14 protein-coding genes and 1 riboswitch are annotated in these 18,153 nt (G+C 75.1%); of the genes, 3 read left to right on the top strand and 11 right to left on the bottom strand.

What is annotated here, in order from left to right; translation table 11 throughout:
• Nucleotides 1-16: 16 nt before the first annotated feature.
• From cobI to OHB09_RS07285, 10 genes are all read right to left on the bottom strand, one after another.
• Nucleotides 17-757 (bottom strand): precorrin-2 C(20)-methyltransferase, encoded by a 741-nt coding sequence (gene cobI / locus OHB09_RS07330; RefSeq protein ID WP_006143386.1) that lies wholly within the window; start codon nt 755-757, stop codon nt 17-19.
• On the bottom strand, nt 754-2,148 hold the full coding sequence (locus OHB09_RS07325; protein ID WP_006143385.1) for a cobyrinate a,c-diamide synthase: 1,395 nt from the start codon (nt 2,146-2,148) through the stop codon (nt 754-756). The genes cobI and OHB09_RS07325 overlap by 4 nt, the downstream gene beginning before the upstream one ends.
• Entirely contained in the window at nt 2,142-2,750 is a 609-nt protein-coding gene (gene cobO / locus OHB09_RS07320) for a cob(I)yrinic acid a,c-diamide adenosyltransferase (RefSeq protein ID WP_006143384.1), read from the bottom strand. The genes OHB09_RS07325 and cobO overlap by 7 nt, the downstream gene beginning before the upstream one ends.
• Entirely contained in the window at nt 2,750-4,762 is a 2,013-nt protein-coding gene (locus tag OHB09_RS07315) for a putative cobaltochelatase (RefSeq protein WP_093598867.1), read from the bottom strand. The genes cobO and OHB09_RS07315 overlap by 1 nt, the downstream gene beginning before the upstream one ends.
• The gene (gene cobN / locus OHB09_RS07310) at nt 4,759-8,427 is read right to left on the bottom strand and encodes a cobaltochelatase subunit CobN (protein WP_093598870.1); all 3,669 of its coding nucleotides are present in this window, start codon (nt 8,425-8,427) and stop codon (nt 4,759-4,761) included. The genes OHB09_RS07315 and cobN overlap by 4 nt, the downstream gene beginning before the upstream one ends.
• The gene (locus tag OHB09_RS07305; protein WP_191852770.1) at nt 8,424-10,019 is read right to left on the bottom strand and encodes a cobyric acid synthase; all 1,596 of its coding nucleotides are present in this window, start codon (nt 10,017-10,019) and stop codon (nt 8,424-8,426) included. The genes cobN and OHB09_RS07305 overlap by 4 nt, the downstream gene beginning before the upstream one ends.
• Nucleotides 10,016-10,990, bottom strand: a complete 975-nt coding sequence (locus OHB09_RS07300; protein ID WP_191890754.1) for a cobalamin biosynthesis protein — start codon at nt 10,988-10,990, stop codon at nt 10,016-10,018. Before OHB09_RS07300 ends, OHB09_RS07305 begins: the two co-directional genes overlap by 4 nt.
• A 100-nt stretch (nt 10,991-11,090) precedes the next feature.
• Nucleotides 11,091-11,231: riboswitch (cobalamin riboswitch) on the bottom strand.
• Between the two features lie 129 nt (nt 11,232-11,360).
• Complete coding sequence (locus tag OHB09_RS07295) at nt 11,361-11,576, bottom strand: hypothetical protein (protein WP_006143378.1); 216 nt, start codon at nt 11,574-11,576, stop codon at nt 11,361-11,363.
• Between the two features lie 11 nt (nt 11,577-11,587).
• Nucleotides 11,588-12,919, bottom strand: coding sequence for an inorganic phosphate transporter (locus tag OHB09_RS07290; protein ID WP_093598879.1), 1,332 nt, complete (start codon nt 12,917-12,919; stop codon nt 11,588-11,590).
• Nucleotides 12,920-13,053: 134 nt separating this feature from the next.
• Nucleotides 13,054-13,773 carry a lysozyme gene (locus OHB09_RS07285; RefSeq protein WP_328921746.1) on the bottom strand — a complete coding sequence of 240 codons (720 nt, stop codon included), beginning with the start codon at nt 13,771-13,773 and terminating at the stop codon, nt 13,054-13,056.
• Nucleotides 13,774-13,972: 199 nt separating this feature from the next.
• Between OHB09_RS07285 and OHB09_RS07280 the strand changes: the two genes are divergently transcribed.
• The 3 genes from OHB09_RS07280 (at nt 13,973) to OHB09_RS07270 (ending at nt 17,640) form a co-directional block, all read left to right on the top strand.
• Nucleotides 13,973-14,746: a class II aldolase/adducin family protein gene (locus tag OHB09_RS07280; RefSeq protein WP_191852767.1), complete on the top strand. Its 774-nt coding sequence runs from the start codon at nt 13,973-13,975 to the stop codon at nt 14,744-14,746.
• Nucleotides 14,747-14,837: 91 nt separating this feature from the next.
• Nucleotides 14,838-15,974 carry an alpha/beta hydrolase gene (locus OHB09_RS07275; protein WP_006143374.1) on the top strand — a complete coding sequence of 379 codons (1,137 nt, stop codon included), beginning with the start codon at nt 14,838-14,840 and terminating at the stop codon, nt 15,972-15,974.
• Between the two features lie 217 nt (nt 15,975-16,191).
• Nucleotides 16,192-17,640: a hypothetical protein gene (locus OHB09_RS07270; RefSeq protein ID WP_191852766.1), complete on the top strand. Its 1,449-nt coding sequence runs from the start codon at nt 16,192-16,194 to the stop codon at nt 17,638-17,640.
• Nucleotides 17,641-17,728: 88 nt separating this feature from the next.
• Here the strand turns inward: OHB09_RS07270 and OHB09_RS07265 are convergent, their stop codons facing one another.
• Nucleotides 17,729-18,142 carry a VOC family protein gene (locus tag OHB09_RS07265; protein WP_093598891.1) on the bottom strand — a complete coding sequence of 138 codons (414 nt, stop codon included), beginning with the start codon at nt 18,140-18,142 and terminating at the stop codon, nt 17,729-17,731.
• Nucleotides 18,143-18,153: the final 11 nt, after the last annotated feature.

Below are 18,153 nucleotides of genomic sequence, written 5' to 3'. Positions count from 1 at the left end.
CGCGGCAGGAGGGCGGTCACAGCTTGCCGCCCCGGGTGCCGTCGCGGCGGGCCGGCGCGATCAGGGTCGACAGGTAGGGGAGCGGGCCCCCGCCGGTCAGCTCGGCGGCCGGGCGGATCGACTCCTCCGGCAGCCCCAGCGCCGAACCCCACACCGCGTCCGCCAGCCGCCCCGTCTCCCGCAGCGCCCCGGCCACCTCGTCGGCCTGCCGCCCGAACTTGTACGCGACGACCGTGCCGGGACCGCTCAGCGCCTCCTTCAGCACCGCCGCCCCGGCGGTCACCGGGACCAGCGTCAGCGGCTCGGTGCCCTCCGTCAGCACGGCACCCGACCGGGCCGCCAGGTCCTGCATCGCGGTGATCCCGGGCACCGTCTCCACCACCGTCCCCGGCACCAGCGCGGCGACCGTGTGCGCGAGATACGTGAACGTCGAGTACACGTTCGGGTCGCCGATCGTGGCGAAGGCCACCGAGCCGCCCGGGTGCGCGCGCAGCAGCCCGGCGACCCGCTCGCCCGCCGCGTCCCACGCCGCCTCGCGGCGCGCCCGGTCCGAGCGCTCGTTCAGCGCGAACACCACCCGCACGACCTTCCCGGCGGGCACGTAGTGCAGCACCGTCGCCTCGGCACGGCCGCGCTCGCCGCCGTCCATCACCGGGACGACGACCACGTCCGCCGCGCGCAGCGCGCCCACGCCCTTCACGGTCACCAGCTCGGGGTCGCCGGGGCCCACCCCGATCCCGATCAGCCTGCTGCTCATGACGTCCGGCACCTCTCGACGAACCTGTGGGCGGCACCGGGCGCGGACGCCCAGTGCGTGTGCAGAAAACTGGCGTGCGCGCCACGCCGTACGAACCCCTCCAGACGGCGCCCCTCGCCGCGGAACCCCCAGGCCGGCGACTCCCCGGCGCCCGGCTCCACCACGGTGCGGTGGAACTCGTGGCCGCGCACACGGGTACCGGCGGCGGCCAGGGGGCTGTCGGTGAGGGCGACGGCGTCCCGGTAGCCGAGGGTGAGCCGCTCGGACATCCGTGCGGTGGCGTCCAGCACGTCGCACATCGGCAGGCCGTCCAGCTCCCGGCACAGGTACAGCAGCCCCGCGCACTCCGCCGCGACCGGACCGCCGCCCCGGGCCAGCTCGCCCACGGCCTTGCGCAGCGGCTCGTTCGCGGACAGCTCGGCGGCGTACACCTCGGGGAAACCGCCGCCGAGGACGAGTCCGGCGGTGCCCTCGGGGAGTCCCTCGTCGCGCAGGGGGTCGAAGGGCACGACGTCCGCGCCGGCGGCGGCGAGCAGCTCGGCGTGCTCGGCGTAGGAGAACGTGAAGGCGGGGCCCCCGGCGAGGGCGACGACGGGCCGGGACCCCGGCCTCCCCCCACCCGAGGACGCCTCCCGCGGGCCACCCCCCACGGCCTCCACCGCGTCCCACGCCGCACCCGGCACGGGAGCCGCCGAGCGTGCCAGCGCGAGCACCGCCTCCAGATCGCACCCGGCGGCCACCCGCGCCCCCATCGCGGCCACCGCCTCCACCGCCAGGGCCCCCCGCTCGGCCACCGGCACCAGGCCGAGGTGCCGCGAGGGCACCTCCACCGGCGCCGCCCGCCGCAGCACCCCCAGCACCGGCACCCCCACCGACTCCAGCGCCTCCCGCAGCAGCGCCTCGTGCCGGTCCGAGGCGACCTTGTTGAGGATCACGCCCCCGATCCGCACCTCCGGGTCCCAGGTCACGAACCCGTGCACCAGCGCCGCCACCGACCGGGACTGCGCCGAGGCGTCGACCACCAGCACCACCGGCGCCCCCAGCACCTTCGCCACCTGCGCCGTGGACGCCAGCTCGCCCTCCCCGGCCGCCCCGTCGAACAGCCCCATCACGCCCTCGACGAGGGCGAGGTCGCACCCCCGCGCCCCGTGCAGGAACAGCGGGGCGATCAGCTCCGGCCCGCACAGGTAGGCGTCGAGATTGCGCCCCGTCCGCCCGGTGGCGAGCGCGTGGTAGCCGGGGTCGATGTAGTCCGGGCCCACCTTGTGCGGGGACACCCGCAGCCCCCGCGCGGTGAGCGCGGCCATCAGCCCGGTCGCCACGGTGGTCTTGCCGCTGCCGGAGGCCGGCGCGGCGAGGACCAGCCGGGGCAGTGCCGTGGACGTCACCACTCGATGCCCCTCTGGCCCTTCTGACCGGCGTCCATCGGGTGCTTCACCTTCGACATGTCGGTGACCAGGTCCGCGAACTCCACCAGCTCCTCGGGGGCGTTCCGCCCGGTGATCACGACGTGCTGGGTGCCGGGACGGTGCCGCAGCACCTCGACCACCTCCCCGGTGTCGATCCACCCCCAGTGCAGCGGGTACGCGAACTCGTCCAGCACGTACAGCCGGTACGTCTCGGCGGCCAGGTCCCGCTTGACCTGCTCCCAGCCCTCGCGGGCCTTCTCCTCGTTGCTCGCGTTGTCGCCCCGGGTCCCCTGCTGCACCCAGGACCAGCCCTCGCCCATCTTGTGCCAGGCCACGGACCCGCCCTCGCCGGACGCCCCCAGCACCCGCAGCGCGTTCTCCTCGCCGACCTTCCACTTCGCGGACTTGACGAACTGGAACACCCCGATCGGCCACCCCTGGTTCCAGGCGCGCAGCGCCAGCCCGAAGGCGGCCGTCGACTTGCCCTTCCCGACCCCCGTGTGGACGACGACCAGTGGACGGTTGCGGCGCTGACGGGTCGTCAGCCCGTCGTCCGGCACGACGCTCGGCTGTCCCTGCGGCATCAGGCGGCCCTCCCGCGTACGTCCTTCACCAGTCCGGCGATCGAGTCGGCCCGCAGCTCCTCGAGCGTCACCGCCGTGCCGCCCAGGTCGGCCGCCAGCCGCCCGGCGAGCCCGAGCCGCACGGGGCCCGCCTCGCAGTCCACGACCACGCAGGCGGTCCCCCCGGCCGCGAACAGCCGTGCCGCCCGCGAGGCCAGGGCCACCGGCTCGGGACCACCCGTGGCCCGCCCGTCCGTCACCACCACGAGCAGCGGACGCCGCGCCGCGTCCCGCAGCCGTTCCACCCGCAGCACCTCGTGCGCCCTGAGCAGCCCGGCAGCCAGCGGGGTGCGCCCGCCCGTGGGCAGCGACTCCAGGCGGGCCGCCGCCGCGTCGACGGAGGAGGTCGGGGGGAGCGCCACCTCGGCGGAGGTGCCCCGGAAGGTCACCAGGCCCACCTTGTCCCGCCGCTGGTAGGCGTCGAGCAGCAGCGAGAGCACGGCGCCCTTCACCGCGCTCATCCGCTGCCGCGCCGCCATCGACCCGGAGGCGTCCACGAGGAACAGCACGAGGTTGCCCTCGCGGCCCTCACGGGTCGCCTGCCGCAGATCGTCCCGGCGCACGACAAGGCCGGGGCCCGAGCGCCCGCGTGCCCGCTGGTGCGGGGCCGCGGCCCGTACGGTCGCCGCCAGGTGCAGCTCGGTCAGCGTGCCCCGCGGCCGCCGGGCACCCGTCGTCCGGCCGTGCCGGGTGCGCGCCCGCGAGCGCCGCCCGGCCGCACCCTCGCCGAGACCGGGGACGCTGAGCACCTTCGTGCGGAAGGGCTCGGCGGCCCGCACCGGCGACTGCTCGCCGGCACCGGACGGCCGGGGTTCGCCGCCCTCGCCCGCCTCGGGCCGGGCGGCGGCGTCCCCGTCCCCGGGCCCGCCGTCCTCGGGGCCGGGCTGCCCGCCGCCACCGCCGGGTCCCCCGCCGTCCGGGTCCGGATCGTCGTCACCGCCGGACCCGCCGGGTCCCTCGGACCCGCCGGACTCCTCCAGCGTCTCGTCCAGCTTGTCCTCGTCGAGACCGGGCGCGTCGAAGGGATTGCGACGGCGCCTGTGGGGCAGCGCCAGCAGCGCGGCCTGCCGTACGTCCTCGGCGAGCACGTCGGTCCGCCCGGCCCAGGCCGCCAGCGCGGTCGCCGTCCTGGCCATCACGATGTCGGCGCGCATGCCGTCCACCTCGAAGGCCGCGCAGGTCGCCGCGATCTGCCGCAGCGCCCCGTCGCCGAGCCGCACCGAGGGCAGCAACTCCCGTGCCGCGACGATCCGTCGCCGTACGGCGGCCTCCTCCTCCGCCCAGCGCGCGGCGAAGGCGGCGGGGTCGTCGTCGTACGCGAGCCGCCGCCGCACGACCTCCACGCGCAGGTCGGGCTCCCGGGAGGCGGCGACCTCGACGGTGAGCCCGAAGCGGTCCAGGAGCTGCGGGCGCAGCTCGCCCTCCTCCGGGTTCATCGTCCCGACGAGCAGGAAGCGCGCCGCGTGCCGCACGGAGACGCCCTCGCGCTCGACGTACGAGGCGCCCATCGCGGCGGCGTCGAGGAGCAGGTCCACGAGGTGGTCGTGGAGGAGGTTGACCTCGTCGACGTACAGGATGCCCCGGTGGGCCCCGGCCAGCAGCCCCGGCTCGAAGGCCTTCACGCCCTCCGCGAGGGCCCGCTCGATGTCCAGCGCCCCCACCAGCCGGTCCTCCGAGGCACCGACGGGGAGTTCGACCATGCGGGCCGCGCGGGACTCGAAGGGGCCCGGCTCGTGCGGCCCGTCCGGGCACCCCGGATCGGGCCGCGCGGGATCGCACGAGAAGCGGCAGCCGGGGACGACGTCCACCGCGGGCAGCAGCGCCGTGAGCGCCCGCACGGCGGTGGACTTGGCCGTCCCCTTCTCGCCGCGCACCAGGACGCCGCCGACCGCCGGGGACACCGCGTTCAGCAGCAGCGCGAGCCGCAGGTCGTCCTGGCCGACAACGGCCGTGAACGGAAAGGGGGTACTCACTTCTCGTCGCCCTCCAGATCGCCTTCGAGTTCCAGGTAGGTGGCGCGCAGCCGCTCCAGCGTCTCCGCGTCCGGTTCCGCCCACAGGCCCCGGTCGGCCGCCTCCAGGAGGCGTTCCGTGATGCCGCGCAGCGCCCAGGGGTTGGACTTCCTCATGAAGTCCCGGTTCTCGGCGTCGAAGACGTACTCGGCCGACAACTTCTCGTACATCCAGTCGTCCACGACGCCGGCCGTGGCGTCGTAGCCGAACAGGTAGTCCACCGTCGCCGCCATCTCGAAGGCGCCCTTGTAGCCGTGGCGCCGCATGGCCGCCATCCAGCGCGGGTTGACCACCCGGGCCCGGAACACCCGGTGCGTCTCCTCGCCCAGCGTGCGGGTCCGCACCTGGTCCGGCACGGCCGAGTCGCCCACGTACGCCTCCGGGCTCTCGCCCGTCAGATGGCGCACCATGGCGACCATGCCGCCGTGGTACTGGAAGTAGTCGTCGGCGTCGACGAGGTCGTGCTCGCGGGTGTCGACGTTCTTCGCCGCCACCGCGATCCGCCGGAACGCCGTCTCCATGTCGCCGCGCGCCGCCCGCCCGTCGAGCCCGCGCCCGTAGGCGTAGCCGCCCCACACCGCGTACACCTCGGCGAGGTCGGCGTCGGAGCGCCAGTTGCGGGCGTCGATCAGCGGCAGCAGGCCCGCCCCGTACGCGCCCGGCTTGGAGCCGAAGACGCGGGCGGTGGCCCGGCGGCGGTCCCCGTGCGCGGCGGTGTCCTCGTCGGCGTGCGCCTTCACGTAGTTGGACTCGGCGGGCTCGTCGAGTTCGGCCACCGTCCGGACCGCGTCGTCGATCAGGCTCACCACGTGCGGGAAGGCGTCCCGGAAGAAGCCGGAGATGCGGACCGTGACGTCGATGCGCGGCCGGCCCAGCTCCTCCAGGCCGACGACCTCGAAGCCGGTGACCCGGCGCGAGGCCTCGTCCCAGACCGGGCGGCAGCCCAGCAGCGCGAGGATCTCGGCGATGTCGTCGCCCTGCGTGCGCATCGCCGAGGTGCCCCACACGGTGAGCCCCACGGACCTGGGGTGGGCGCCCGTGTCGTCGAGGTACCGCCGCACCAGCGAGTCCGCCAGCGACTGCCCGACCTCCCAGCTCAGCCGGGACGGGATCGCCTTGGGATCGACGGAGTAGAAGTTCCGTCCGGTCGGCAGGACGTTGACGAGGCCGCGGGTGGGGGAGCCGGACGGGCCCGCCGGGACGTAACCGCCGTCCAGGGCGCGCAGGATGTTCCCGATCTCGTCGCTCGTACGGGCGAGGCGGGGCACGACCTCCTCGCCCGCGAACCGCAGCACGGCAGCCGCCTCGGGGAGATCGGTGCCGAGCACCTCGCGGACGAGGTCCCCGGCCGCGTCCGCCGCCCAGTCGCGCGCCTCCATGCCCTCGGCGAGCCGACGGCAGAGCTGTTCCAGCAGGTCGATCGCGTCGGAGGCGGTACGGGCCGGGCCGTCCACCAGAGCGGTGAGCGCCGCCGGGACCTCCGCCCCGGCGCCCGGCTCGGCCAGCAACTCCTTCTCCACAAGGCCGAAGCGGGCGGCCAGCGCGGCCCGCAGCCCGGGCAGCGCGTTCGCCCGCCCGCCCCACACCTGGGAGGCGCGCAGCACCGCGAGGACCAGGTTCACCCGGGGCTCGCCGACCGGGCCGCCGCCCAGAATGTGCAGGCCGTCGCGGATCTGCACGTCCTTGATCTCGCACAGATAACCGTCGATGTGCATGACGAAGGAGTCGAACTCGTCCTCGTCCGGCTGGTCGTCCACGTGCAGGTCGTGGTGGAGCTCGGCGGCCTTGACGAGCGTCCAGATCTGCGCCCGCACGGCCGGGGCCTTCGCCGGGTCGAGGTCGCTCACCAGGGCGTACTCGTCGAGGAGTTGCTCCAGCTTCGCCAGATCCCCGTAGGTGTCGGCACGGGCCATCGGCGGCACCAGGTGATCGACCACCGTCGCGTGCCCGCGCCGCTTGGCCTGGGTCCCCTCGCCGGGGTCGTTGACGATGAACGGGTAGACCAGCGGCAGCTCGCCGAGCACGGCGTCCGGAGCGCAGCCGGCGCTCAGCCCGAGCCCCTTGCCCGGCAGCCACTCCATCGTGCCGTGCTTGCCCATGTGCACGACCGCGTCGGCGCCGAACCCGCCCTCCGAGGGCGGGGCCTGAAGCCAGCGGTAGGCGGCCAGGTAGTGGTGGGAGGGCGGCATGTCGGGGTCGTGGTAGATGGCGATGGGGTTCTCGCCGAAGCCGCGCGGCGGCTGGATCATGACCACCACGTTGCCGAAGCGCAGGGAGGCCAGGACGATGTCCTCGCCGTCGACGTAGAGGGAGCCCGGCGGCTCGCCCCACGCCTCCCGCATGGACGCGCGCAGCCCGGGGTCCAGCGTCTCGAACCACTTCCGGTAGTGGGCGAGGGGCACACGGGCCGGAGCGGCGGCGAGCTGGTCCTCGGTCAGCCACTCCACGTCGTGGCCGCCCGCCTCGATGAGCCGGTGGATCAACTCGTCGCCCTCGGAGGGGTGTCCTTCCACCCCGTACCCGGCCTCCCGCAGCGCGTCCAGGACCCGTACCGCCGAGGCGGGCGTGTCCAGGCCGACGGCGTTGCCGACCCGCGAATGCTTGGTGGGGTAGGCGGTGAAGACGAGCGCGATCCTCTTCTCGGCGTTCGGCTTGTGGGCGAGCGCCGCGTGCCGCACCGCGATCCCGGCGACCCGGGCGGCCCGCTCGGGATCGGCGGCGTACACCGGCACACCGTCGGGACCCTGTTCCTTGAAGGAGAACGGGACGGTGACCAGCCGGCCGTCGAACTCGGGGATGGCGACCTGCATCGCCGCGTCCATGGGGGACAGGGCGGCGTCGGAGGCCTCCCACTGGGCGCGCGAGGTGGTCAGGCACAGGCCCTGCAGCACGGGCACGTCCAGTTCGGCGAGCGCCCCGACGTCCCAGGCCTCCTCCTCACCGCCCGCCGAGGCCTGCGAGGCGTGGCTGCCGCCGGCGGCGAGGACGGTGGTGACGAGCGCGTCGGCCTCCGCGAGCAGCGCGTACAGGCCGGGGTCCGCGCCGCGCAGCGAACCGCAGTACACGGGCAGCGCGTTGGCGCCGCGCGCCTCGACCGCCTCGCACAGGGTGTCCACGAAGGCGGTGTTGCCGCTGAGCTCGTGGGCGCGGTAGAAGAGCACGCCCACGGTCGGCCGCCCCGGCACGCGGGCGCGCGCGCCGTGCACGCCGTACTCGGGCATCTTCCGCGGCTCCTCGAAGCCCTCGCCGGTCAGCAGCACGGTGTCCGAGAGGAACCGGGCGAGCTGGGCCAGGTTCCCAGGGCCGCCCTCGACCAGGTAGCGCAGCGCCTCGGCCACCACGCCCGCCGGCACCGAGGACAGGGCCATCAGCTCGGCGTCCGGGACGTTCTCCCCGCCGAGCAGCACGGTCGGCACCCCGGACGCCTCGAGGGCGGCGAGCCCGTCCTCCCACGCCCGCCTGCCGCCCAGCAGCCGCACGAGGACGAGGTCGGCGCCGTCGAGCAGCGCGGGCAGCTCCCCGGCGACGTCCACGCGGGTGGGGTTGCCGATCCGGTAGCCGGCGCCGGAGGCACGCGCCGCCAGCAGGTCCGTGTCGGCGGTCGACAACAACAACACAGTGCTCATGCGGGCGCTCCCGGGGGGATGAAGGGCAGTCCTCGTGGCGCGCCGGACTCGATGAGCCGCCGCAGCGCGTCCGTGTCCGCGTGCTGTTCGATCAGGTCGCCGAGCCGGTCGAGCCGCTCCTCGCGCAGCGCGGCGAAGCAGGTGTCCGGGGCGGGCACGAAGCGGCGGCCCGCGGCGGCCGCGACCTCGCGCAGGTAGGCGCGCCGGAAGCCGTCGGACTCCAGCGAGCCGTGCCAGTGCGTGCCCCGGACGGCGCCGACCCGGCAGCCGTCCAGGGCCTGTCCGGCACCGTCGGAGAAGAAGGGGTCGCCGCCGGTGACCTCGGCGACCCCGTGGTGGATCTCGTACCCCTCGGCCCTCTCGCCGAGGGCGCGGCCGACGGGCCGGGCGAGGGTCTTCTCCCGGGCGAAGCGGACGCGCACGGGCAGCAGCCCGAGGCCGTCCACGCGCCCGGCGCGCGACTCGACCTCGTCCTCGATCTGCTCGCCGAGGATCTGGAAGCCGCCGCAGATCCCGAGGACCGGCCGCCCCTCGGCGGCCCTGCGCCGCAGGGCGTCGGCGAGCCCCCGCTCCCGCAGCCACTCCAGGGCCCGGACGGTGCCGCGCGTGCCGGGCACGATGACGAGGTCGGCGTCGGCCAGTTCCTCCGGCCGGTCCACGAAGCGCACCAGCACACCGGGTTCGGCCGCGAGCGCGTCGACGTCCGTGAAGTTGGACATCAGCGGCAGGGCGCACACCGCCACCCGCAGCACGTCCTCGCCCACCGGCGGCGCGGTGTCCGACTCCCGTACGGTCCCGCGCAGCGAGATCCTCCCCCCCGCTCTCACCTTCGTTCGAGCAGGGGGGACCCCCATGCCGTCCTCCTCGTCGATGCCCAGGCCGTGCCGGAACGGCAGCACGCCGTACGTGGAGCGGCCGGTGAGACCGTGCAGCATGTCCAGGCCCGGCTCCAGCAGCGAGACGTCGCCCCGGAACTTGTTCACGAGGAACCCGGCGACCAGCTCCTGGTCCTTGCGGGAGAGCAGGGCGACCGTGCCGAAGAAGGAGGCGAAGACGCCGCCCCGGTCGATGTCGCCCACGACGAGCACGGGCAGCTTCGCGTTCCGCGCGATCCCCATGTTGACGATGTCGGTCCGGCGCAGGTTGATCTCGGCGGGGCTGCCCGCGCCCTCGCAGATCACCGCGTCGTGAGTGGCGCGCAGTTCGGCCAGCGCGTCGAGCACGACGGAGAGCAACTCCCGCTGCCGGCCGCCGTGGTAGCCGCGGGCGCTCATCTCGCCGACCGGCCTGCCTAGCAGCACCACCTGGCTGCTCCGCTCGCCGCCCGGCTTGAGCAGCACCGGGTTCATCAGCGCGGTCGGCTCGATCCGGCAGGCCTGCGCCTGCATGGCCTGCGCCCGCCCGATCTCGGCGCCCCCCCGTGTGACGAAGGAGTTGAGGGACATGTTCTGCGCCTTGAACGGCGCCACCTTCACGCCCTGCCGCGCCAGCCACCGGCAGATCCCGGCGGTGACGACGCTCTTCCCCGCGTCGGAGGTGGTGCCGGCGACGAGCAGCCCGCCGCCCCTCGGCCGTTCGGTCCCGCCGCTCATGACGTACGTCCCTTCGTCCGGGGCGCGCCGGCGCGCCTCCCGCCCGCGCAGGCGAGCCGGACGCCCGCGCACACGCCCAGCGCGAGCCAGCCGACCCGCCGCGAGAGCCGTGCCGCCCGCTCGATGTCCCCCACCCGCACGGCGCGCCCGGCACCGTTGAGCACCGGGCGGTGCTCCACACGCCCCCCGTACGACAGGGTCCCGCCCAGCCGCACCCCGAGCGCCCCCGCGAAGGAGGCCTCCACGGGACCGGCGTTGGGGCTCGGATGGCGGTGCGCATCCGCCCGCCAGGCCCGTACCGCGCCCCGGGGGTCCGGTCCGGCGGCGGCCGCGAGGACGGCGGTGAGCCGTGCCCCGGGCGCGCCGGCGAGGTCGTCCAGGCGCGCGGAGGCCCAGCCGAACCGCAGATGGCGCACGGAGCGGTGGCCCACCATGGCGTCCAGGGTGTTGACGGCCCGGAAGCCGAGCAGTCCGGGCACCCCGGCGACGGCGCCCCAGACGAGGGCGCCCACGACGGCGTCGGAGGTGTTCTCGGCGACGGACTCCACGACGGCCCGGGCGATCCCCTCGGCGTCCAGGGCCTGCGGGTCGCGCCCGCACAGGTGCGGCAGCCGCGCCCGTGCGGCGTCCACGTCACCGCTCTCCAGCGCCCGTCCGACGGCCCGCGCCTCGCGGATGAGCGAGGTGCCGCCGAGGACCGCCCAGGTGGCGCTCGCGGTCAGGGCGAGGGAGGCGGCGGGGGAGTGGCGTACGGCGCGTACGGCAAGAGCCCCGAGCGCGGTGGCACCACCGGCGCACACGAGGGTGTGCAGTGCGCCCCAGCCTCGGTGGTCACGCCACAGCACGCGCTCCACGGCTGCCGCGGCCCGCCCGAACACGGCGACGGGATGCCCGCGGCGGGGATCGCCGAGGAGCAGGTCACCGAGGAGGCCGGCGGTGGCGCCGTACGCGTGGAGGCGTTCGGCACCCACGGGGTCAACCGGCCGTGGGATCGGTCAGGTTGTCGCTGGTGAACCTCGGTCGGCAGCCGCGCATGGCGAAGTGTCCTCACTCAGGGTGTCCACGCCCTGGTTCGACGAGATGGGCGGTGAGAGTTCCTGGCTCCCGGGATGGCTACCCCGGTGACAGTGGCGGGACCGCGCCGGATTCACACCGGACTTCCTCTCCTGCCGCCGCATTGGCTTCGGCAGTTCACCACGCCCCCCGACCTCAGTCAACCTGGCCTTGACCTGCTGTGCGGAGTCCCACACGCGCGTTTCCGGGCGCGCGAAAGGGGGGTGGGGGCGGTCGAAGCCGCTCCCACCCCCGCGCGCGCCCTTCACGCCGTCAGGTCACGACGCGTCAGACCACGATCAGATGGATCCCGTACGCCACCGCGGCCGCGCACGCGGCGAAGCACGCGTAGGCCCCCGTGGCGGCGAGCACGGCGCTCCCGCCGCGCGCGGACTCCTTCTTCGTGAGCCCGACGATGCCGAGCGTGAACAGGCCCACCAGTCCCACCGTCACCACGAGCGAGACCCCGAACACTGATCCGAGTGCTGCCCAGTCGATCTTCATCTGTCCGTTCCTCACACCGCGGCGGGACGAGTCGGTTCCGCCGCGGACCCGGTGTCCGGGGCGGGGATGGTGGCCTGCAGTTCTACAACCGGCGTGTTGGCCCCGGCCGTTCCGGCGGTGTCCGCCTCGACGAGTGGGCCCGCCGGCGGCGGCGCCACCGCGGCGATGGCCGCGGTCACGACGCCCGGGGACTCGGCGGGGACACCCCCGTCGGCCTCGGCGGCGTCGATGTCCCCGACGCCGTCGAGGTCGTTGACGTTGTCCACGGTCACCGGCTTGCGCCGGGACAGCACCCAGATCGTGCCCGAACCGGCGAGCAGCAGCGCGCCGGTCACGACCGTGCCCCACGTGCCCTGCTTGGTGAGCACCTCGGCCCCGGCTCCGACCAGACCCGCCGCCGGCAGCGTCAGGCACCAGGCGACCAGCATGCGGGTCGCGGTGGACCAGCGGACCACCCCGCCCCGGCGGCCGAGCCCCGAGCCCATCACCGCGCCCGAGCAGACCTGGGTGGTGGAGAGCGAGAAGCCGATGTGGGAGGAGGCGAGGATCGCCGTCGCCGCACTGGTCTGCGCGGCGAAACCCTGCGGCGGTGCCAGGTCGGTCAGCCCCTTGCCGAGGGTGCGGATGATCCGCCAGCCGCCGAGGTAGGTGCCGAGCGCTATCGCCGTGCCCGCCGAGAGGATGACCCACATCGGCGGGTTGGAGCCGGGGGAGAGGACGCCGCCGGTGACGAGGGCGAGGGTGATGATGCCCATGGTCTTCTGCGCGTCGTTGGTGCCGTGCGCGAGGGAGACCAGCCCGGCCGAGGCGATCTGCCCGGCCCGGTAGCCCTTCGCGGTGGCCTTCCGGTCGGCCCGGTCGCCGATGGCGTACGTGAGCCGGGTGGCGAGCATCGCGGCCAGACCGGCGACGACCGGCGCGGCGACCGCGGGGATGAGGACCTTGGTGACGACGGTCGAACCGTTCACCGAGGACCAGCCGGCCGACATGACCGCCGCGCCGATCAGACCGCCGAACAGTGCGTGGGAGGAACTGGAGGGCAGACCCAGCAGCCAGGTCAGCAGATTCCACAGGATCGCGCCGACGAGGGCGGCGAAGATGACCTCGGTGCGCAGGCCCTCCTCGTCGATGATGCCGCCGGAGATCGTCTTGGCGACCTCCACGGAGAGGAACGCGCCGACGAGGTTCAGCACGGCGGACATGGCCACCGCCGTCTTGGGCCTCAGAGCGCCGGTCGAGATGGTCGTGGCCATCGCGTTGGCCGTGTCGTGGAAACCGTTCGTGAAATCGAACACGAGTGCGGTGACAATCACGATACCCAGAAGGAGCGTGATGTGTTCCATTTACCCAGGCTTCTGTTGGACGTCAGTGGCCCTAGGACCGTAGGCAACCTGGGTGAACGGCAGGTGAACGAGGGCGGGCGGTGCGGTGACCCGAACGGAGTGCCCGGGTTCCGCTTTCGCGCCCCCGCCGCCCCTCAGCCCCGCGCGAACCGCTTCAGCCCGGCGAGGGAGCCGTTGAAGACGTTCTGGTCGCCGGGCAGGGTGCCCGAGGTGGCGTACTGCCAGAACGTCCAGGTCGTCCAGCCGCCGGGCAGGGCGCCCGTGCCCGAGGGGTCGTGCCGGGCGATCCACAGCGCGTGGTCGGCCGCGAAGGCGGTGCTGTCACCGGTGCACAGTCGCCACCAGTCGGCCGTCGTGTACAGCACGGGGCGGCGCCCGGTCAGCCGCAGCACCTCCTCGCTGAACGACCCCATCCAGCGCACCATGGCGGCCTTGCCCAGCCCGTAGCACTTGTGCCTGCCGTACGGGTTGTACTCCATGTCGAGCGCGGGCGGCAGGGTCCGCCCGTCCGCCTGCCAGGCGCCGCCGTTGCGTACGAAGTACGCCGCCTGCGCGGCGCCGGAGGAGGTGCCGGGCGTCGCGAAGTGGTACGCGCCCCGCAGGATGCCGGCGGCGCGCGCCCCGGCGTACTGCTTCTCGAAGTCGGGGCTGCGGTAGTCGGTGGACTCGGTCGCCTTGACGTACACGAACCGAGCCCCGTCCGCTTTCGCCCGGGTCCAGTCGACACCGCCCTGGTGCGAGGAGACGTCGTGCCCCTTGGGCGGGTCGGCGGCCCGGGCGGTCCCCGCCCCGGCGGCGAGGAACGCGACGCAGAGGGTCAGCGCCAGGGTGCGGGCGGCGTGGCGTGAGGTCATCGGCTCCCCCGGTGAGCGTGGTTCGGCAGGGATCCGTGGGACCACCGTGCACGGAGAGTCCCGCGGGAGCCCCAGAGAGTAGCCGAAAGACGTCCGAAATCAGCACATCATCATCCAATCGGCTTGTACTGGGGCGTTCGGGAGATCTCTCTGCCGGGGAGAGCGGACCTCGGCTCGCGCCACCTGGCATGATCGCGCCATGACTGAGCAGCGTGGGGAACGGGAGCCGGAGCGGCGGGGAGAGCGGACACCCCACGGCGAGGGCGACGGGTGCGGCGACCGGGACGGGGCCGGCAGGCGGAACGCCGAAGGCGACCGGGACCGGCTGGCCTTGGCCCGCGCCTGGGAGGCGCTTGTCGCCACCGCCCGCCGGACGGTCGCCGACGGACTGGTCGTCGGCACCTCGGGCAACGTGTCGGTCCGGGTGGGGGCCACGGTGCTGGTCACCCCCACGGGCGTGCCGTACGACAGGCTGGGCCCCGGGGACATGGTCGGCCTCGGCCTCGACGGCCGCCAGGTGCTCGGCTCGCTGCGGCCGACCAGCGAACTCCCGCTGCACCTCGCGGTGTACCGCGCCACCGGAGCCCGCGCGATCGTGCACACGCACGCCGTGCACGCCACGGCGGTCTCCACGCTCGTCGACGAACTGCCGCCGATCCACTACATGACCGCGGCTCTCGGCGGCCCGGTCCGGGTGGCCCCCTACGCCACCTACGGCACGGACGAACTGGCCGGGCACGTGCTCCGCGCCCTCACCGGACGCACCGCCTGCCTGCTGCGGAACCACGGCACCCTCACCCACGGCGACACCCTCGACCAGGCGTACGACCGCACCGCCCAGCTGGAATGGATGTGCCGCCTCTGGCTCACCGCGACGGCCTCGCCGGCCGGCCCGCCCAGTCTCCTGACGCCCGCACAGCTCGCCGAGGTCACGGCCCGGCTGGAGAACTACGGGCAGCCGGACGCCCCCTGAGGGACGTTCCGCCGCCCGGAGCGAGGGCCCGACGGCCGGAGAGAGAGGCGTTCCGCTGGCCGAAGCCCTCCCCAGCCACCACACTGGACCGGTGCGCACTGTCAGGCCGACGGCCGCCGCCGTCACCGTAGCCCTCGCCGCCGGCCTCGCCGGGGCCGCCGGCGTCGCCGCCGGCCGCCTCGCCGGCGACGCCACACTCAAGGCACCCCCCGGCCGCCCCCTGCCCACCGAACCACGGCTCGCCGTGCACGGCACCGCCGCCGGCCAGATCACCCTGACCCGCGCCCTGGCCTCCCTCCGCCCGGGCGCCTACGGCCTCGTCGGCGAGGGCGTGCACGCGGTCGTCGGCCAGGTCCTCACCGGGGCCGACCGCTCCGCCGACACCGTCGTACGCCGTCTCGAACGCGTCACCCACGGCAGCCTGGAGACCGGCGACAAGGTCCGGTTCACCCCCGAACTGCACGTCGGCGACCCGGGCGGCGCCCTCGGGCTCGACCACAGCGACGTGACCCTGTCCGGCGAACTCGGCCCGCTCCCCGCCTGGCGCGTGCCCGGCGTGCGGGACACCTGGGTGATCGCCGTGCACGGGCTCGGGTCCAGCCGCGCGCACCCGATGAACCTCATGCGGTTCCTGCACCGCCACGACCTCACGGTCCTCGCCCCCTCCCTCCGAGGGGACCCGGGCGCGCCCCCCTCACCCGACGGGCTGCACCACCTCGGGGACACCGAGTGGCGGGACGTGGACGCCGCGCTCCACCACGCCGTGCGCCACGGTGCCCGGCGCGTCGTGCTGTACGGCTGGTCGACCGGCGCGACCGCGGCGCTCGCCGCCGCGGCCCGCTCCGCGCTGCGGGACCGCGTCGTGGGCCTCGTGCTCGACTCGCCCGTGCTCGACCGGGAGGCGACGCTGCGCGCGCTGGCGCGGGCCCGGCACGCCCCGCGCTTCCTGCTGCCGCTCGCGGTGCGGGCGGCCCAGGGAAAGCTGCGCTGGGACCCGGAACGGCTGCGGCAGCGGGTGGACCCCGGGCGGCTGACGAAGCCGGTGCTGATCTTCCACGGTCCCGGGGACGCCGTCGCGCCCTGGGGAACCTCCCGGCGGCTGGCGGCCGAGCGGCCGGAACTGGTCGTGCTGCACACCGTGCGGGAAGGGGCGCACGGGGCGATGTGGAACGCCGACCCCGAGGAGTACGAGGAGACGCTGCGGCGCTTCCTCACACCACTGGTGTGAGACCCCGGCACCACCGGTGTGAGATCCCCGCCGGCCGGGGCGCCGCACCCCGCCGGGAGCGCGCGGCCGACGGCCGCCCTCCCGGTTCCGGTTCGGCCCGGTTTCCTTCCGGTCGGCGGGGTGCGGGACGGTGCTCGCGCAGCCTCCGCGGCGTGGCGCGGGCCCGGCGCCCGCCTTCCGTTTGGGTTTTCGGACCGTCAACCGGAAGACTGCCCCTGTGACGTCCCGTACCCCGCGCGACTCCAGGCTCCGTCTCGTCCGCCCGCGGCCCCTGGCCGCCGCTCCCCGAGCGGTGAACCAGCACCGCACGCGCCGCCCCGCGCCCCGGCCGCCGGAGGGCACCCCGCCACCGGCGGAACTGGCCCGCATGGCCCGCGCCCGGCTGTCCGCCGCCGCCACGGTCGCCCGCTGGGCCGACACCGCCCTGCGTCCCGGCCGCGACGGGGCGGGGCCCGGGGGCGGGGGCACCCTCTCCGCCCGGACCGCCGAATCCGCCGCCGCGGAACTGGGTCTGACCGTCGCTCAGGTGCGCGCCGACTGGGACACCGCACGCCTCGCCGGTCTCGTCGAGGTGCACGGCGACAGCGCCCGCTCCGGCTGGCGGCTGCGCGCCTGGGACCGCGACGACAGCGCCGTACTGCGGGGCTGGGTCGCCCTGTTCGACGCCTGGTCGCTGGCCTCCCCGGAACCCTCGGACCGGGAACACGCCGACATCGCCGAGGTCGTCTCCGCGATGCCCCAGCTCCTCTCCTTCCTCCAGCTCTCCGCCGGGCCCGTCCCCGTGGAGCAGCTCCTCGACCTGCTGCGCCAGCGCGTCACCGAACTGCGCACCGAACGCTGCGAGGTCCCCTACGGCCCGGCGCCCGATCCCGTCGCCCCGACCGGCGGCGGCCTGAGGGCCGTCGACCCGGCCGCCCCCGTCGTGCTCCCCGAGCCGGCCGACGCCGTCACCCTCGCCCCCCTCCTGGACTGGGCGCTGGGAGCGCTCGCCGCCGTCGGTGCGCTGACCTACGGCGAGGGACAGGCCACGCTCACCCCGCTCGGGAGCTGGGCGGTCTGGGTCAAGCTCGAGCAGATCTGCGTGGCCGCGCAGAGCCCGGCCGGCAACATCGAGGTCGCCGCCGAGGACATGCTCCGCGGCTGCGCCCAGCTCCGGCCCAACGCCGCCCGCGCCGAGTACCGCGCCTGGCTCGCCGCCCGCCCCGTCGGCGGCGCTGTCACCGAACTCCTCGAGGCCGCCCGCGGTGAGGACGCGCTGCTGCGCGGCCTCGCCTTCGAGGCCCTGCGCGTCGTCGGCGCCCCCGCCGAACCCGAGGTGCGCGCCGCCGCCGAGGAGGCCGGGCTGCGCCCCTACGCCCTGCTCTGGCTCGCCGAGCAGGAGGGCGTCGACCCCGAGGACGCCCACGAGGTGCTCACCCGCGAGGAGGCCACCTGGCTGTGGGTGGACACCGCCGCCGCCGTCGCCGACCACGGGGAGGCGCCGCTCCTCGTACGCCACCTGGAGTCCGCCGTGCAGCCCACCGTGCCCGCGCTCCTGGACGAGGTGCGTGCCGTCGGCCACCCGCGCACCGTGCAGGTGCTCGTCGCGCTCGCCGCCGCCCACCCCGACCCGGCGCTGGCCAGAGCCGTGCGAAGAGCCGCCTTCCAGGTCCACACCGGCGGCTGAACCCACGCCCTCCCGGCAGCGGCCCGGCGGCCCGACGTTCCGTGCCACCGGGCCGGCCGGCCCGGGCCGTCGGGGGACCGCCCGGCGCTCAGCCCCCGGTGTCCGGCGCGTACGTGCCGAAGCTCCAGATGTTGCCCTCCACGTCCCGGGCCATGTAGTCCCGCGAGCCGTAGTCCTGGTCCGTCGGGGGCATCAGGATCTCCGCGCCGTGCTCCACCGCTCTTCGGTGGTGCGCGTCCACGTCGTCCACCACGACGTAGACCCCGGCCGGGCCGCCCCCCTTCATCGCCTCGTCGAAGCGGCCGCCCCGGCCCCGGGAGCCGAGCATCACCGCGCCCTCGCCCTGCACCAGTTCGGCGTGCACCACCTTGCCGTCCTCGCCCTCGTACACCGCGAGTTCGGTGAAACCGAACGCCGCGGTGAGCTGACCGATCGCCGCCGACGCGTCCGCGTACAGCAACGTGGGAAAGACGCTCGGACGCCCGCCACCCCTGCCTGCCATGTCGTTCACGC

The organism is Streptomyces griseoaurantiacus, from assembly GCF_036189845.1.
In the GTDB taxonomy this organism is placed as follows: domain Bacteria; phylum Actinomycetota; class Actinomycetes; order Streptomycetales; family Streptomycetaceae; genus Streptomyces; species Streptomyces griseoaurantiacus.
The sequence above is the reverse complement of the archived record's forward strand: the minus strand, read 5'-3'. Positions and strand labels throughout refer to the sequence as shown.

Excerpts from the sequence above, each read along its gene's own strand:
- OHB09_RS07295 (WP_006143378.1), bottom strand. The coding sequence starts at position 11,576 with ATGAAGATCGACTGGGCAGCACTCGGATCAGTGTTCGGGGTCTCGCTC.
- OHB09_RS07280 (WP_191852767.1), top strand. The coding sequence starts at position 13,973 with ATGACTGAGCAGCGTGGGGAACGGGAGCCGGAGCGGCGGGGAGAGCGG.
- OHB09_RS07305 (WP_191852770.1), bottom strand. The coding sequence starts at position 10,019 with ATGAGCGGCGGGACCGAACGGCCGAGGGGCGGCGGGCTGCTCGTCGCC.
- OHB09_RS07290 (WP_093598879.1), bottom strand. The coding sequence starts at position 12,919 with ATGGAACACATCACGCTCCTTCTGGGTATCGTGATTGTCACCGCACTC.
- cobO (WP_006143384.1), bottom strand. The coding sequence starts at position 2,750 with ATGCCGCAGGGACAGCCGAGCGTCGTGCCGGACGACGGGCTGACGACC.
- OHB09_RS07285 (WP_328921746.1), bottom strand. The coding sequence starts at position 13,773 with ATGACCTCACGCCACGCCGCCCGCACCCTGGCGCTGACCCTCTGCGTC.
- cobN (WP_093598870.1), bottom strand. The coding sequence starts at position 8,427 with ATGAGCACTGTGTTGTTGTTGTCGACCGCCGACACGGACCTGCTGGCG.
- cobI (WP_006143386.1), bottom strand. The coding sequence starts at position 757 with ATGAGCAGCAGGCTGATCGGGATCGGGGTGGGCCCCGGCGACCCCGAG.
- OHB09_RS07265 (WP_093598891.1), bottom strand. The coding sequence starts at position 18,142 with ATGGCAGGCAGGGGTGGCGGGCGTCCGAGCGTCTTTCCCACGTTGCTG.